5 protein-coding genes are annotated in these 17,431 nt (G+C 66.4%); 4 read left to right on the top strand and 1 reads right to left on the bottom strand.

Annotated elements, in window-relative coordinates; genetic code table 11:
- Positions 1–6 precede the first annotated feature (6 nt).
- Together ACFWFP_RS12425 and ACFWFP_RS12420 are read left to right on the top strand one after the other, a co-directional pair.
- Positions 7–591, top strand: coding sequence for a hypothetical protein (locus ACFWFP_RS12425; RefSeq protein ID WP_379294828.1), 585 nt, complete (start codon positions 7–9; stop codon positions 589–591).
- A gap of 40 nt (positions 592–631) precedes the next feature.
- Complete coding sequence (locus tag ACFWFP_RS12420; RefSeq protein WP_379294827.1) at positions 632–1,225, top strand: SRPBCC family protein; 594 nt, start codon at positions 632–634, stop codon at positions 1,223–1,225.
- Between the two features lie 334 nt (positions 1,226–1,559).
- Here ACFWFP_RS12420 and ACFWFP_RS12415 read toward each other — a convergent pair whose 3' ends face one another.
- A complete protein-coding gene (locus ACFWFP_RS12415; protein WP_379294826.1) occupies positions 1,560–2,501 on the bottom strand; it encodes an SDR family NAD(P)-dependent oxidoreductase in 942 nt (313 codons plus the stop codon).
- Positions 2,502–2,827: 326 nt separating this feature from the next.
- Here ACFWFP_RS12415 and ACFWFP_RS12410 point away from each other — a divergent pair, with 326 nt between their 5' ends.
- Together ACFWFP_RS12410 and ACFWFP_RS12405 are read left to right on the top strand one after the other, a co-directional pair.
- Positions 2,828–12,427, top strand: coding sequence for a beta-ketoacyl synthase N-terminal-like domain-containing protein (locus ACFWFP_RS12410; protein ID WP_379294825.1), 9,600 nt, complete (start codon positions 2,828–2,830; stop codon positions 12,425–12,427).
- Positions 12,417–17,402, top strand: a complete 4,986-nt coding sequence (locus ACFWFP_RS12405) for a thioester reductase domain-containing protein (protein ID WP_379294824.1) — start codon at positions 12,417–12,419, stop codon at positions 17,400–17,402. The genes ACFWFP_RS12410 and ACFWFP_RS12405 overlap by 11 nt, the downstream gene beginning before the upstream one ends.
- Positions 17,403–17,431 lie beyond the last annotated feature (29 nt).

Raw genomic sequence — 17,431 nt, 5'->3', positions numbered from 1 at the left:
AACTCCATGACAGACACCGACGAATCGACAGCGCCCGCGCCGCCGGACTGCGATGAAACCGATACCGCGGCAATACCATCCACCAGCCGGGATCGCACCACGGCGATCGTGGTCGCCCTGGCAGTCGCCCTCGGTATCGGCGGAACAGCCGCCGGCGGCTACTTCGGCTGGCAGCACCACCGTGCGAGCGAACTCGAGCGAGCGCGCACCGAGGCACGGGCGGCCGCCTGCGCGTACGGCTCGGTGCTGTCGACCTACAACGCCACCGATCTCGACTCCTACTTCGCCGCCGTGCTCGATCAGGCCACCGGCGCGTGGAAACAAGAATTCGAGTCCACCAGCGCCGACCTGCGCGAAGTCCTGATCCAGGGCCGGGTGCAGTCCACGGCGGGCACCGTCGACTGCGCGATCGCCACCAGCGGCACCGACACCGCCGAGGCGATCGTCGTCGTCGACCAGTCCATCGCCAGCGTCGGCACCCAGCAGCAGCCGCGCCGCGGTCAGCTGTCGATCACGTTGTCGCTGGCGAAGTCCGGCGACCGATGGCTGACGAGCAAAGTCTCCTCGCCCATGCTGCGCACCACACCGTGAACCCGACTCCTCCATTCCCGCGACAAGGACTGCGCTGCACATGGTTTGGCTCGTTCTCCTCGGCACCGCACTCGGGGCCCTCGTGGTGGCCGCGGTCGGCGGTCTCGTCGTTCTGCTCGTCCTGCAGCGCCGCGCCGCACGGCTGCTCGGCGCCGAGACCCCGCCGGTCGGCGACCACGCGATCCGGCTGATCGAATCCCGGCGCCCGACCTTCCAGATGTCGGTCGAGCAGGACTTCGCCGCCATGCCGTGGGAAGTGTGGTCCGCGCTCGAGGACGGTGCCTTCACCTGGATCCCGATGATCGACGGCGTCACCTATCGTGACCTGGATCGTGGTCCGGGAACCGTCCGCACCCTCGACGCCATCGTCTTCGCCGCCGCGGAACAGATCACCCGCCGCGATCCACACACCCGGCTGAGTGTGGCCGGCATCGAGACCTCGATCCCGCTGCTGGTCAAGTCCTACACCATGGACTTCCACCTCTCCCAAACACCCGAGGGGACGACGGTTCTCCGGTGGACGATCGCGGGGAGACCGGCTGTCTTCGCTTTCCTCCGACTGAGCTGGACCGCGTTCTTCATCCGCCCGTTCGTCCGGGTCGTCCTCGCGAGATGGGCGAACTACTACCGCTGAAAGGCCCAACGTGGAGCCGGTTCCGAACCTCGATGCCGGACCTGCGGATTGCTGCGCTGAGGCGCGTCGCCACCCGACCACGCCCAGCTGAGGGCCGGTGCCGCCCAGCTTGGTGGGGAGCCGCCCCCGAAACGTCGCCAACGACGGCACAAACCGCAGGACGTGGCTGACCTCACTGTCGCCCACCCGCCGCTATGACGCCCCCGCGACAATGTCTCATGGTGAGACTCGCAAGGGGGTCGCCGAACGCACAGCTGCCGCGGCGATCGTGATCACCGCGGCAACTGCGAGCGTAAGGATGCTGGTTCGGCGGGACCGAGAGGGCAGCGATGAGTTAGCTGGTCGTTCGAGGGCTCTTCGACCACCACGGCGCGACCTGATGACTATCCAGTCTTGTCGTGGCGTTGAGGAACTCGAACAGTTCGTGCTCCCGGCCTGGATCGTACGAGTCAGCCGAGGAAGGCACGAGATGGTCGATCTCGACGTACCCGCCCCTCAGGTCTGCCGCGGGGATCGGGGTATTCGCGGTGGCAATCGCAGTGAGGTGTGTCGCCGATCGCTTGGGCGTCGACACTCCGGGTACGACCCGCATCGCGGGAAGCAGGTACTTCCAGCCGAATCGCTCGATCGCACTGCGGTCGCGCGCGAGTCCGGTGCCGGGCATCATCCCCGGGTCGTAGCAGATCGCGTCGATGCGCTGGGGAGCGCGCCTGGCGAGTTCGTGTACCCAGTACAGGGTTCCGAGTTTGCTGGTGGAGTAGGCGCGGATGCCGTCGCCGACCCGCGGCTCGGCCAGGATCTCGGGCGCCTCCCACCGCGGGGCTGCGACCATGCCGTAGGAGCGCCGGAACTTGCCGTAGTGGGTTCCCGATCCGATGCACATGATCCGGGCCGGGGCGGTCAAGGCATCGCTCAGCAACCCGACGAGCAGGTGTGGTCCGACGAGGTTGGTTCCGAAGGTCAGTTCGTAGCCGTCGACCGTTGCGGAACCGGTGGAACCGGTTTGGATGCCGGCATTCAGGACGAGGCTGCGCAAGGGCGGAATCGACTGTGCCGCAACGAGCTTCTTGATCCTGCTACCTGCATCGCGAACGCTGTCGAGGTCAGCTTGATCGCACACCACGTAGTGGAAGTTGGCCGGATCGCCGACGAGCGCGCGAAGCTCGTCGGCGCGCGCCTGAGAGCGCGCGGTGGCGACGACGGTCCAGTTGGGGACGGCGGCAAGCAGATGGGCCATGGACAGTCCCAGACCGGATGTCGCTCCGGTCAGCAACATTGTGGCGCCATTTGTCGTCGGATCCAATTTGTTTCCCTTCATATTGTTGCCTCGCTCGAAGTCGGGGCTTTCGAATTCTAGCGAGCGGGTTGATGTCTCTTGACAGTCTGCACAGGTTGCGTTCGCAACATTGCGTGACCTGAATCACATTGTCATTCTTGAATTCGGCATCCTAGACTCAGGACAAGTGGAGCAGGGAGGCTTCCGGGGGAGTTCAATTGGTTTCGACTCCTCGCCGCTTGTGTGCACATCGATGTGCCGAGGGTATGAATTTGTTCTGGTATTCCGCATCGTCATGCTGGAATTGTTGCGTAGGGGATGTTTCAATGTTCAACCCTTTTGATTCCGGTGATCCGTGCACTCTGGTCGAATTGATCAACTATCGAGCCGATCGAGATCCTGATCGTGTTGCGTACAGATTCTTGGAACCCCGCGCCGACGATGGGTTCGACTCCGCTGAGGTGACTTTCCAGCAACTGCGTTCCCGAGTTCGAGCAGCGGCGGCGACCATTGCTGACCGCAGTGACCTCGGGGACCGGGTTGTGCTGCTCGCTGCGCCGGGCCTCGACTATATCGTTTCGTTCTTTGGCTGCATATATGCAGGTAGAGTGCCTGTTCCCGCGTATCCTCCAACCTCTGCCAGACACCTTCCCCGGCTGTTCGCGGTCGTGCGATCGGCGCGAGCGCAGCTGTTGATCTGCGATCAAATCTTCTATGAAAACCGTGCAGTGATGTTTGCCGATGAATCGGTTGCCGACATCGGCTGGCTGTCGGTTGCTGAATTCGGCGCGCAGGAGGAGCCGGTCGGGGTATCCGAGCATGCACCGATGTCGACGTCGGCCGCATTCCTGCAGTACACCTCTGGATCGACTTCTGATCCGAAGGGGGTGATCATCACCCATGAGAACATCCTGGCCAATGCAAAAATGGCGGTCGAGTGTTTCGGAATCACTGCGGAAAGCGTTTGCGTTTCTTGGCTGCCGCCGTACCACGATATGGGTTTGATCGGTGGAATCATCTTTCCCCTTTTCGCGGGAATTTCATCCAATCTGCTGTCTCCGCTCACCTTCGTGCGCAGCCCCGAAGTGTGGCTTCAGGTTATCTCGAAATATCGCGCAACCCACAGTCCTGGCCCGAATTTTGCTTACAAGATGTGTTCGGACCGCATCTCTCCAGAAATTGCGGAATCGTTGGATCTTTCGAGTTGGACGCACGCATTGTGCGGTGCTGAACCAGTCGACGCCGCAGTACTCAATGATTTCGCTGACCGATTCACCGCGCAGGGGTTCAGAGGCGACAGCTTCTACCCGTGCTACGGCATGGCTGAAACGACGCTCGTCATCTCGGGCGGTCGTGACCGGCGCGAGTCGACATCACGCCTCGTCTCGGTGAACGCGCTGGCAGAGGGGCTGATATCCACGCCGCGTGACGCGCGTGACGCGCGTTCGCTGGTGAGCTCTGGCTGGATACCAGCCGGCACCGAGGCTGTCGTGGTCGACCAGAAAACCGGTGCTCCTGCTGCCGAGAATGCCATCGGCGAACTCTGGGTTCGCGGGCCGAGCGTTGCCGCGGGTTATTTCGAACTTCCCGAGGCAACCGCGCAAGCATTCTCGCGGTTTCTCCCTGACGGGCGCGGACCCTATCTCGCGACCGGCGACCTCGGCGTGATCGTTGAGGGCAACGTCTACATCACCGGCCGGGCAAGCGACCTGATGATCATCCGGGGCCGCAACGTCTACCCCCAGGACATCGAATTAACCAGTGCGACAGCACATGTCGGCGTTCATGGCGGTCGTTCGGCGGCATTCGCCATCGACGATGATTCGGGCATCGTCTTGGTTCAGGAAGTCTCCGATCGAGAAGCGACCCCAGCGGCACTGGCCGAAATCGCGGCTGCGATTCGGACCCGAATCTCGGAGGAACACAGTCTGGCGATCGCGACGGTCGTCCTCCTGGCCGTTCGCCGACTGCCACTCACCTCGAGCGGAAAAGTTCGGCGCAAGTCCGCGCGAGCCATGTTCCTTGCCGACGAATTACCCGATGTGCTTGCTGTTTTCGGTGCGGCAAGCGTCAGCGTGCCCGCTACGCGAGCTGTGCAACCCGACGCAGTGGTGAGCCGCACCGATATTGTCGCCGCGATCGTGGCGGCGCTGGTGGGTGAGCTCGGCTGCCCGCCCGAATCCATCGACACCCGCGAACCCTTCACCGCACTCGGCTTGGATTCCGTGAAGAGCGTGCAGGTCGCCCAGAACATCGCCACGGCCACCGGTTTCGACATCGCGCCGACGCTGCTGTGGGAACACCCGACCGTCGAGGCGCTGGCCGATGCGCTGTTCGGAGGTGACGCCACGGTAGCCGGGCCGCACGATGCGGCCGTCGACGAACCGGTGGCCGTGGTCGGCATGGGATGTCGGTTCCCCGGCGGCGTCACGGGAGTCGACGAATTCTGGGAATTGCTGGTGTCGGGCGGCTCCGGGATCAGCGTGGTTCCCACCGATCGATGGTCGATCGAGGATGTCTTCGATGCCGATCCCGCGGCAGCGGGTCGAACGTACTCGCGCCATGGTGGGTTCGTATCGGGGGTGGACGAGTTCGACGCGGCGCTGTTCGGAATCGCACCTCGCGAGGCGGCAGCGATGGATCCCCAGCATCGGTTGATGTTGGAGGTGGCATGGGAGGCATTGGAGCACTCGGGAATTGCGCCGGACTCGCTTCGCGGGTCGGCAACCGGTGTGTTCGTCGGGATGGCCGCGGGCGACTATGCCCAGGTGGGGCTGGTTTCGGGCGGATTGAGAGGCGTCGATGCCTACGCCGCGACCGGCAACGCGTCGAACTTCGGCGCGAACCGATTGTCCTATGCGCTGGGCCTGGAGGGCCCGAGCGTGGTCGTCGATACGGCATGCTCGTCGTCGCTGGTCGCGCTACATCTCGGCTGCGCGAGCATCCGGTCGGGCGAGTCGAGCACGGTACTCGTCGGCGGTGTGAGCGTTATGGCCTCCCCGGCGACAACAGTCGCTCTGTCGAAGGGGCGCATGCTGTCCGCCTCGGGAGAATGCCGCACATTCGATGCCGGTGCGGACGGCTACGTGCGGGGTGAAGGGTGCGGTGTCGTCGTGCTCAAACGGCTGTCGGCCGCGATCGCCGACGGTGATCGTGTGCTGGCGGTGATCAGAGGCAGCGCAGTCAACCAGGACGGCCGTAGCAATGGTCTCACCGCACCGAACGGTCGTGCTCAGCACAACGTGGTCCGTGCTGCCTTGCGCGCGGCCGGCGTCGAAGGGTCCGAGGTCGGGTATGTCGAAGCCCACGGAACGGGAACTCCGCTGGGCGATCCCATCGAGGTCCGGGCTCTGGCCGCAGCCCTCGGCAATGATCGCAGCGAGGATTCCCCGTTGGTGATCGGCTCGGTCAAGACCAATATCGGGCATCTGGAGGCAGCTGCCGGGATCGCCGGGCTGATCAAAACGGTGCTGGTCATGGAGCGCGGCGTCATTCCGCCACACCGCAACCTCGTCGAGCTGAACCCGCACGTCGACTGGTCGTCGATGGCTGTGCGGGTGGTCACCGAAGTGACCGCATGGCCCGGAGCAGGGCGCGTGGCCGGGGTGTCGTCCTTCGGATTCGGTGGCACCAACGCCCATGCGATCGTAGGCGCGGCCCCGGAGCGGGAGCGACCTGGCGCGATCGGTGAATCGGGCAGTGTCGCGGTCAAGGTGTCGGGCAACAGTGTCGAAGCGATTCGCGCATCGGCCGGGTCGCTGGCGGATTTCCTGGCCCGCCGGCCTGAGGTAGATCTCACCCGAGTGGCGTGGGCCGCCAACGTCGGACGCGCGGATCTAGCCGAACGCGCCGCCGTGGTAGCCGCGACCCGGACGGAGTTGCTGGACGGGTTGCGGGCACTCGCTGCCGGCGGAGTCGACACCGCCGTCCTGGCACCGACCCGTGCCGCCGGGGCACCGCCGAAGATCGCCTTCGTGGTCCCCGGGCACGGAGCAGGCATCGCTGGAGTGCTGCACGAGATCTACGGCACGGACCCTGTTGTCACCCGAGTTGTCGACGAAATTGTCACTGTGACAGGACTTTCGCTCTCTGTTCTGACCACGGCGTCGGACGAATCCCGGGACGCGCTGCGGGATACGCGCGTCGCGCAGCCCGCCTTGTATGCCGCCGCGGTGGCGTTGGGCATGTGGTGGCGCGCCCGCGGAGTCGAACCCGGCATGATCGTCGGCCACAGCGTCGGCGCCTACGCGGCTGCCGCTCTGGCCGGAGTGTTCTCGGCGACGGACGGCGCCCGCATCATCACCGAACGCGCCCGCCTGGTTGATGAGCTCACCGAGCCTGGTCGCATGGCGGTCGTCAAGTGTGCACGCCGGCACGTGGAACAACTGCCACAGGTGCTCGACGGCACGCTGGCCATCGCCGTTGCGAACGGCCCCGACCATCATGTGGTGTCGGGCTCGAGCGAGGTGGTCGCATCAGCGTGCGAACTGCTGACAGCTCAGGGAATCGAGGTCATCGAGCTGCCGGTGACGCGCGCGTTCCACTCCAGCCACATGGACCAGGTTTCGGCGGCATTGCCCGCGGTCATCGGCCGATTCGCCCTCTCACCGCCGACCATCGCGATGATCTCCGACACCTCCGGTGAACCGGTCGGTCCCGCTGTCAGCGACCCGGCATATTGGGCCGCGCACACGCGGCGCCCGGTGGACTTCGCGGCAGCGCTGGACACGATGATCGGGCGTGGCGTCGATATCGTCGTCGAGCTGGGGCCGGGCGGTTTGCTGTCGCATGTGGAGCGAGCGGCGGGGGAGCGGACCGTGCTGTGTGTGGCCGCGGTCGCCAAGAATCTGCCCCAGCGTGCGTTGACCCGTGCGCTCGGATTGCTGTGGACCCGCGGAGTCCGGATCGACTGGCGCGCGTGTGGGCCGCGACCCGATACCTCGATCACCTTGCCCACCTACCCATTCCAACGTCAGCGGTACTGGATCGGTGAACAGCTCGAACCCGACGTCGTAGCACCGGAACCCGGACGTGCCCCCGAACCTCGACGCCGGGTGGCGGAACAGCCCGCGCGGGTAGACGTCGCGGCCCGAGACCAGATGCAACAGCTGCTGTGTCGGCAAGTGGCGGAGCTGATGGGGGTCGCCGACGATCTCAGCCCCTCGGCAGGGTTGTTCGACCTCGGTCTGACCTCGGCGATGGTGGTCGAATTGCGCAACCAATTGGAGTCGATCACCGGCCGAACGATCCCGAGCACCGCGGTGTTCGATCACCCGACCATCGAACGACTTGCCGACTATCTCGTCGACCTCACCTCCGGCAGCCCGCAGCCGATCGTGAGCGCGCGTGCCGTCGACGCACCGTCCGAGCGGACCGACGACCACGAGCCGATCGCCATCATCGGATTGGGCTGTCGTTTTCCCGGTGGCGCGAACAATCCAGAGGCGTACTGGCGCCTGTTGTGCGAGGGCCGCGACGCGACTTCCGAGGTTCCGCAACAGCGTTGGCGCATAGACGATTACGCAGCCATCGACCCGCAGGCCGATATCGCCACCCACCCGATCCGGGCTGGATTCCTCGACATGGCCGTCGATGGATTCGACGCCGACGCATTCGGTATCGCACCCAACGAAGCCCGCAGCATGGACCCCCAGCAGCGGTTGTTGCTCGAGGTGGCCAGCGAGGCGCTCGATGACGCCGGGTACGGCCGTGACCAGATCGCCGACAGCGCCACCGGCGTATTCGTCGGTATCAACACCTCCGACTACATGCAGCGGGCGACGGCCGCTGGAGTGGCGATCGACCCGTATCTGGCCACCGGCAATACCTTCAGCGTCGCCGCGGGGCGGCTGTCCTATCATCTCGGCGTTCGTGGACCGAGCATGGCCATCGACACTGCGTGCTCGTCGTCGCTGGTCGCGCTGCACCTGGCCGTGCGCAGTCTGCGCTCGGGGGAGGCCGACGCCGCGCTGGTGGGTGGCGTCAACCTGATGCTCTCGCCCGCGACAACAGTGAGTTTGTCCAAGCTCAACGCACTGTCGCCGGACGGGCGGTGCAAGCCGTTCTCCGCCGCCGCCGACGGATACGGTCGCGGCGAAGGTTGCGGTGTCGTCGTGTTGAAGCGTTTGTCCGATGCGCAAGCCGACGGTGATCGGATCTGGGCGGTCGTTCGTGGTTCCGCGGTCAATCAGGACGGTCGCAGTGCCGGCCTGACCGTGCCGCACGGGCCGAGTCAGCACGCTGTTATCACCGAAGCGCTGCGCGATGGCCACCTGACCGCTGAGGCGGTCGGCTATGTCGAGGCACATGGCACCGGAACCCCACTCGGGGACCCGATCGAGATGAGCGCTCTCACCTCGGCGCTGCGCCCGCACGGCGTGCAGTCGACGCAGTTGCTGGTCGGTTCGGCGAAGTCCAACCTCGGCCACCTCGAGGCGGCGGCAGGCATCGCCGGCCTGATCAAGGTCGCGCTGATGGCCCATCACCGCCAGGTCCCAGCCACACTGCACTACGACCGACCCAGCGTGCACATCGACTGGTCGCGTATCGGTGCGCAAGTGGCAACGGAACTGACCGATTGGCCCGCGCGCCGGCCGTTGGTTTCGGGCCTGAGCTCGTTCGGGTTCAGCGGTACCAACGCCCACGTCGTCATCGAGGAAGCGCCGGCTACGGCGCAGGCTACGAACCCGGTGCCGGCCGATGGGGTCTCGCCCGGGCTGCTGGTGCTGTCGGGACGAACCGACGGCGCGCTGCGCGCGACGGCCGACACGTACCGATCCTGGCTACGGGGTCCTGAGCAGGCGGATCAGTGGGCCTCGATCACCCGCACCGCGGCGAGCCACCGCCCGCATCACTCGGCGCGCCTGGCCCTGGTCGCACGGTCGGCGGCCGAGGCCGCGGACCGCCTCGACGAGATCGTGGACACCGATTCCTTCGCTGAGGTCTCGGCGGTGGTGAAGCCGGACCAGCCGCCACGCCTGATCTTCGTCTTCGGCGGGCAGGGCACCCAGTGGGCCGGGATGGGCGCTTCGTTGCTCGCCGACGACACCGCCCGCTCGATCCTGCTGCGATGCGAGGCGACGATTCATGCGGTCGCGGGTTGGTCGCTGATCGAGCAGCTCACCGCGGACGACTCGTACTCGTTGCTGGCCCGCACCGAGATCGCCCAACCAGCGATCGTTGCGGTACAGATCGCCTTGGTCGAGATGTGGCGTGGCTGGGGCGTCGAGCCCGATGCGGTGGTCGGTCACAGTATCGGTGAGATCGCCGCCGCCTACTGCAGTGGAGCGCTCACCGTGGAAGCGGCGTTGCAGATCGCCGTGCGGCGCGGGCGGGTGATGCGCGAGACCTTCGGGCACGGGGCGATGGTGGTCATCGGCGCCTCCCGGACCGTCGCGGCAGAGCTGAGCGCTGAATTCTCCGACACCATCACACTGGCGGCGGCCAACAGTCCGTTCAACACCGTGCTGGCCGGAGCCAAGGCCAGTGTCGAACGAGTAGAGGCGATCGCCAAGTCGCGTGGCATGCTCGCCACGCGCATCCAGCAGGACTACGCGTTCCACAGCTACCAGATGATTCCGTTGCGCGAGCGATTGATCGGCGAGATCGCCTCGATCGGTGTCGATGCTCCGCGGATCGCGTACTACTCGACCGTCACCGGCCGGCGTGTCCCGGTCAGCTTCCGGCCGACGGCCGACTACTGGGCCGAGAACCTGTCTCGCGCGGTGTTGTTCCACGACGCGCTGGTGGCCGCACGCGAGTCGGCCGAATCGGTGACCGTGGTCGACATCAGTCCGAACGCGGTCCTGCGCAGCAGTATCGTGCAGTCGTTGCCGGGGGACGTCGAGTCGGTGGCGTCGATGAAGCGGAGCGCTCCGGCGGGCCACAGCATGCTCACCGCGGCGGCAGCCCTGCATGTGCGTGGTCATCACCTCGACCACGACCGGCTCCAACCGAGGACATCGCGGCGTGCGCAACTGCCGACCTATCGGTGGCAACGACAGCGGCACTGGCTCGACTTCGGGTCCGACTCGCCGGCAGCGAAGACCGCTGCCCCGGACATGGTGGGGCGCAATGTCTACGACGTGCACTGGCTCGACGTCGAGCGTGTCGCCGACCAGCCCGAGAATGCCGGACGTTGGCTTGTGGTCGGCCAACCGTGCGCAGCCCAGGACTCGCTGGTCGAGTTGCTCCACGAACGCGGCGCGTCTGTTGTCGAGGCGGCGTTGTACGACCCCGAGCAGGCTGTGGACGGCGACCGAATTCGTGAACACGTCGCGGCGTTGGTGGCCGAATGTGGCCCGGTGGATGGCGTGATCCAGCTGGTAGCCGCCGCGGACGTCGCCACCGCGGGGTTCGACACCGTGGTCACCGTATCCTGTGCGGCGGCACTGGCGACTGCTTCGGCACTGGCAGCACGTGGTTCCGAAGCAAAGCTGTGGCTGCTGACCAGCGGTGCCGTCGAAGCGGGGTCCGCGCCCATCGCTCTCGAACAGGCACCGGTGTGGGGTCTGGGCCGGGTGATCGGGCTCGAACATCCAGAGATCTGGGGCGGTCTGATCGACCTGGACCCGACTGCCGCCATCACGGATTCGCTGTCCGCGGCTCTCGACGATGTGATCGACGGTGACGGCGAAGACCAGATCGCGGTGCGGGCGGGCCGGCGGCTCGTCGCCCGGCTGCAACGGTCGGAGCTGGCACGTCCGACGACGCCACCGGTGAGCATCGCCGCCGACCGGACCTACGTGATCACCGGCGGTCGAGGCACCTTGGGGCTTCGCATCGCCGAATGGTTGACTCGTCGGGGTGCGCGCGAGCTGGTCCTGCTCGGACGGTCGCCACTGCCGGAGTCGGCACAACCCGACACTCACACCGGTCGAGTTCTCGCGACGATCGAGCGGCTTCGCGACCAGGGCGTCACTGTGCACACCCCGAGTGTCGATGTCGCCGATCAGACACAGATGGATCAGCTGTTCGCCGCCGACCGACCGTGGGCGCGGATCGCGGGCGTGGTGCATGCGGCGGGCGCGTTCACCCCGTCCTCGATCGACCAACTCGACTGGCCGGCATTCCAGGAAACGTTGACCGCCAAGGTCAGTGGCACCCGTGTCATCGAAAAGGCCTGTGCGGACGCAGAGCTGGACTTCCTGGTGCTGTACTCCTCGGGGTCGTCGGTGTGGGGATCGGCGTTGGCTGGCCACTACGCCGCCGCCAATTACTACCTGGACATGACCGCACATCGGCGCTCGCGCGCCGGTGCGCCGACCTATGCGATCAACTGGGGTTGGTTCGCCGACAGCCACATGGGGGCGCACCACGACACCTACTTCGAATCGATGGGATTGCCTGCACTGCCCGACGTGGTCGCCTTCGAAGCACTCGATCGGTTGATCGGCTCCGGCATCGCGCAACTGACCGTCGCGTCGGTGGACTGGGCGCAGTTCAAGCCGGTCCTCGAAGCCAAACGGACCAGACCGCTGCTCGCTGAGTTCGAGGTCCTCACCACCGAGTCGAAGACCACCACCGAGTTCCGTGCGAGTCTGCGCGGGGCGGCGTCGCAGGCCGCACGGTCGCGGCTGATGGCAACCGCCCTGCAGCGCGAGCTGGCCCAGGTGCTGGGTCGTGATCCGAACAGCCACCTCGACCCGGATCTCGGCTTCTTCTCCGCCGGAATGGATTCCATCGCCAGCGTGGCGCTCAAACGGCGACTCGACCTGTTGCTCGGCATATCGGTCCCAGCGACCGCCGCGTTCGAGCACCCCACCGTCAACACCCTGAGCGGCTATCTGCTCCACGACGTGCTCGATTTCCGCGACGACACCGCCACCGATGTGGTGGAGCACGCCGACAACGCCGAACTCGAACCGTTGTCCGCCGACGAACTGCTCGAACTGCTGGATCAGGAGCTGGAAAACCATGACAACTGAGTCTCTGAGCCAGGCTCCGGCCCCCACCCGCGGAACTCAGGACCGCGACGACATCGTTCGCCGCGCGCTCATCGAATTGCGCACGACAAAAAGGGAACTCGCGCAGGCTAGGGCCCGCCTGTCGGAACCGGTCGCCGTGGTCGGTATCGGTTGCCGCTTCCCCGGTGGTGTCTCGGGGGCCGACGAATTCTGGGAATTGCTGGTATCGGGGGCCTCCGGCATCGGAGTCGTGCCCGCGGATCGGTGGTCGGTCGAGGATGTCTTCGATGCTGATCCCGGTGTCGCCGGACGCACCTATTCCCGCCATGGCGGGTTCTTGGCAGGCGTGCAGGAATTCGACGCGGCCCTGTTCGGGGTGTCACCACGTGAGGCGGCGACGATGGACCCGCAGCATCGGTTGATGCTCGAGGTGGCGTGGCAGGCGCTGGAGCACGCTGGCATTGCTCCGGATTCGCTGCGCGGGTCGTCGACCGGGGTGTTCGTGGGTATGGCGTCGGGCGACTACGCACAGCTCGGTCTGTCAGCAGGCGGGTTGGCCGGCGTCGACGCCTACGCCGCAACGGGCAACTCCTCGAATTTCGGGGCCAACCGGTTGTCGTACACGCTGGGACTGCAAGGTCCCAGCGTGGTTGTGGACACGGCATGTTCGTCATCGTTGGTGGCGTTGCATCTGGGTTGCGCCAGCGTGCGTTCCGGGGAATCGGATGTGGTGCTCGTCGGCGGGGTGAACGTGATGTCGTCCCCGGTGACAACAGTCGCGTTGTCGAAGGGGCGCATGTTGTCAGCGTCGGGGCAGTGCCACACCTTCGACGCCGCCGCCGACGGATATGTGCGTGGCGAGGGCTGCGGGGTGGTGGTATTGAAGCGGTTGTCGGCCGCGCTGTCGGACGGCGATCGGGTGTTGGCGGTGGTACGCGGCAGCGCGGTCAACCAGGATGGCAAGTCCTCAGGTGTGACGGTGCCCAATGGTCGCGCGCAGCAAGAGGTCGTTCGTGCCGCGCTGGGTGCGGCGGGGGTATCCGGGTCCGAGGTCGGCTACGTGGAGGCGCACGGCACCGGGACACCGCTGGGCGATCCCATCGAAGTGCGGGCGCTGGCCGCGGTGTTCGGACCCGATCGTGGCCCCGACGACCCGCTGGTGATCGGCTCGGTGAAGACCAATATCGGTCACCTGGAAGCGGCTGCGGGAATCGCCGCGCTGATCAAGACGGTGATGGTGCTGGAACGCGGCGTCATTCCGCCCCACCGGAATCTGGTCGCGCTGAATCCACATGTCGATTGGTCGACTATCCCGGTTCGAGTGGCCACCGCTACCACCCCCTGGACGCGGACCGACCGGGTGGCCGGGGTGTCGTCGTTCGGATTCGGCGGCACGAACGCGCACGCGGTGCTCGGTGTCGCACCCGCTCGAGCTGACTCCGATGCGACACCGAGCGGGGCGCGAATCTGTGTTGCTGTCAAAGTTTCCGGCAACAGTGCCGGAGCGGTTCGTGAATCGGCGGCGCTGCTGGCGGACTTCGTCACCCGGCGCCCCGAGATCGATCCGGTGCAGGTGGCACGTGCGGCCAATGTCGGCCGGGCGGACTTGCCCGATCGCGCCGCGGTGATCGCACGGACACGGGCTGAACTGCTCGAAGGCTTGCGAGTCCTCGCCGAAGCGCAGGTCGATGCGAACGTGCTCGCACCCGAACATGTCAGCGGTGCACCGCGTACAGCGTTCGTCGTCGGCGGCGACATCGCGGCCCTGGGCGCAATCCTCGACGGCGTCTATGGATTCGATCCCGCCGTCACCGCGGCGGTGGACAGCATCGTCGAAGCGACCGACTTTCCGCTGTCGGTCCTGCTCGAAGACAGGGCCGAGCACAGAGCACAGTTGGCCGACCCCGCGATCGGCCGACTCGCGGACTACGTGGTCGCTGTCGCTGTGGGCCTGTGGTGGCGTGCGCGCGCGGTAGAACCGGAAGTGATCGTCGGCCACGGCTTCGGCAGGTACGCGGCCGCGGCCCTGGCCGGAGTTTTCTCGGTGATCGACGGTGCTCGCATCGTCACCGCGAAGGCCGGCGCGCCCGACACCCAGACCATGGAGCTGTGTGCCGGGATGACCTTCGCCGCGCCGCGAATCGACCTGCTGCTGTCGGACGACCGAGACCTCGACGCGGCGCGGTTCACTACTCCCGGCCTGTGGGCTCAGTGGAGCTGTGCGCCCGGCGAATTCAAACCTGCCGCGCTCGAGATCGTGGCGCGCGGCATCGACACGGTGATCGATCTCGGTGTCGGCACGCTGTTGGCGGCTTTCGATGACGTCGAGCACGGAGGGCCTCGGATAGCGACCCTCGACAGCGACGATCCGAAACGGGCGATGGTCCGTGCCGTCGCCGCACTGTGGCGGGCGGGCACCGCGATCGACTGGAAGGCGGCCACCCCGCGACCAGCCGAGCCGATCACCGTGCCGCACTATCCGTTCCAGCGAGAGCGGTACTGGATCGACGCCGGCTCCGCGTCCACCCCGCTGGTGTCGCGGCCGTTGCGACCCCGATTCGTCGCACTGGCGTCGGGCGGGCTGGTCGCGGAAACCATAGTTTCCGTCGCTGACCTGCCGTTCCTCGGTGAACACATGGTGTTCGACGAGTACGTCGTGCCCGGTGTGGTGTTCATCGAACTGGTGTTGCGTGCCAGCACCGAACTGCTGGGTACCGAGGTCCAGATCGACTCGATCCAGATCAAGCGTCCCCTGGTGCTGGGCCCTGATGCGGCAGCGACGGTGCAGGTCTCGGTCACCGGCGCCGACAACGCCTACACCGCCACCGTGCACAGTCGAGGCACCGATGGTGGCTGGCACCTGCATCTGTCGGCGCAGGTCCGCTCCGGTGTGGATCAGCAGATCGAACCACTGCGCCATGTCGGCCCCGCGCGAGGTGACGACCTGCCGCGCTACGGCACGCACGAGTTCTACACCGACTTCTGGCACCCACAGTTCCGGCTCGGCGCCAGCTTCCAACTCATCGACGATGCTCGCGGCGGATCCGGTTGGGCCGAAGCATCATTCACGATGCCCGCGAGTGACACCCGCGGCGTCCGCGCCGGCGTTCGTCCCGAATTGCTGCTGCTGGACGCGGCCGTACAGCTGGTTGCCCTGGCAGCGCACGACCCGGCCTCGCCGATAGGCACGCAGCGGCCGCTGCGACTGGGTACCGGGTATCGGCGCATGGCCATGCGGACCGAGGTTCCCGAAGGCCCGATCCGGGCGACGGCAACCGCTGTGGCGGGACCGAACGGGCAGCTCATCGGTGACGTCACCCTGGTCGGTAGCGACGGCAAGCACCTGGGATTCCTGGAAGGCGTCTCGTTCGCCCAGGTCAACCACGCCATGCTGACCCGCATGGCGGCAGCGGTGCACAGTGGCGAAGCCCCTGTCGGTCGAGCCGATCCAAGGGTCGGGGTCGACGCCACAGCCATCGCGGCGCTACCACGCACCGAACGAGTCGAGCGGGTGATCGAGTTTCTGCGAGCGGCGTTGGCCCGCATCACCAAAGACGACGCGGCGAACTTCACCACCTCCGAATCACTGGTCGAGCGACTCGACTCGCTGATGCTCATCGAACTGAAAGACAGTATCGAGCAAGCCTTTCCGCTCGAACTCGACACCGAGACGATGTTCGACGCGGCCTCGCTGACCGGATTGGCCTGCTGGATCGCAGACCAGGTGCCCACCGTGTCGACCCCGCGACCGGCGCCGGCCCCGGCGACTGTCGAACGACCCGCTGGCCCCGACCGGCGACCGCGGCGCGGTCGGTCGCGCCTGATGAGTGTCGATCAGATGTCGGCGAAGGCCGTCCTCGACGCCGACATCACCGCCATCGGCGCACCCGACCCCGACGCTCCGGCGGCGACGCTGCTCACCGGGGCGACCGGGTTCGTCGGCGCCTACCTCCTGGCTGAACTCCTCCGCACGACCGACGACGAGGTGGTGTGCCTGGTCCGCGCCGACGACGAGACGCACGCCGCCGAGCGGATCGGCGCCAACCTGGCCAAGTACGGCCTCGACAGAGCCGGCTATCGCGACCGCGTCATTCCCCTTGTCGGTGATCTGGCCGAGCCGCGGTTCGGGCTGTCGCAACCGGCGTTCGATGCGGTACACGGGCTCGTCGGCCGAATCCTGCACTGCGGCGGCATGGTGAAGTGGACCTACCCCTACGAAGGCCTGGCACCGGCCAATGTCGCGGGCACGATCGAGGTGCTGCGCCTGGCGACCGTCGGCGCACCCCGGCCGGTGCACTTCATCTCGACAGTCGGCGTGTTCTCCTCACGCGCCTACACCGCCGACACGGTCGAGGAAAGCGCTGAACTCGACACCAGTGGTCCGCTCGCGGTCGGCTACGCACAGTCGAAATGGGTGGCGGAGAAGGTGGTCCGGATCGCGCACGAACGCGGGGTGCCGACGACGGTCCACCGGATCAACACCAGCGGTGACAGCGTCACCGGAGCGTTCAACCGCCAGGACCATCTCAGCATGATGATCAAGGGCTGTGTCGAAGCGCGCATCGCTCCGACCGAGGCGCCGATGCCGCTACAGCCTGCCCCGATCGACTACGTCGCGCGCGGGATCGTGGCACTCAGCCGCGCCGAGTCGGCGGTCGGTGGCACTTTCCACCTCGTGCACCCACAGCAGCTGAGCTGGGCTGAATTGTTCGACCACATCGCCGCCTACGGATACCGGTTCGACGGGCTGTCGTTCGAAGCATGGCGAGACCAAGTGGTCAATCGGCGCGCGGGCACGATGGCGCTGGTCGGGCTGACACCGTTCCTGCACGAGTCTGTCGATGATGTGCGGCTGCCCTTCTCGGCGTCGGCCCACACCAGAGCGGCGCTGCGCGAACTCGATATCCAGTGTCCAGCGCTGGACCGCGCGCTGATCCACCGCTACCTCGACGCTTTCGTCGCCTCGGGCTTCCTGCCCGCGCCGTCCGAATCCTGAGCGTCCCCATCCTCGAAAAGGAGAACAAT

The organism is Nocardia sp. NPDC060249 (assembly GCF_042728755.1).
Taxonomy (GTDB): Bacteria; Actinomycetota; Actinomycetes; order Mycobacteriales; family Mycobacteriaceae; genus Nocardia.
Note: the sequence above shows the minus strand (reverse complement) of the source record. Positions and strands in the feature narration are given on the sequence as shown.

What these genes read in the sequence shown, in the direction of transcription:
- ACFWFP_RS12425 (WP_379294828.1), top strand. Translation starts at nt 7, where the DNA reads ATGACAGACACCGACGAATCGACAGCGCCCGCGCCGCCGGACTGCGAT.
- ACFWFP_RS12420 (WP_379294827.1), top strand. Translation starts at nt 632, where the DNA reads ATGGTTTGGCTCGTTCTCCTCGGCACCGCACTCGGGGCCCTCGTGGTG.
- ACFWFP_RS12415 (WP_379294826.1), bottom strand. Translation starts at nt 2,501, where the DNA reads ATGTTGCTGACCGGAGCGACATCCGGTCTGGGACTGTCCATGGCCCAT.
- ACFWFP_RS12410 (WP_379294825.1), top strand. Translation starts at nt 2,828, where the DNA reads ATGTTCAACCCTTTTGATTCCGGTGATCCGTGCACTCTGGTCGAATTG.
- ACFWFP_RS12405 (WP_379294824.1), top strand. Translation starts at nt 12,417, where the DNA reads ATGACAACTGAGTCTCTGAGCCAGGCTCCGGCCCCCACCCGCGGAACT.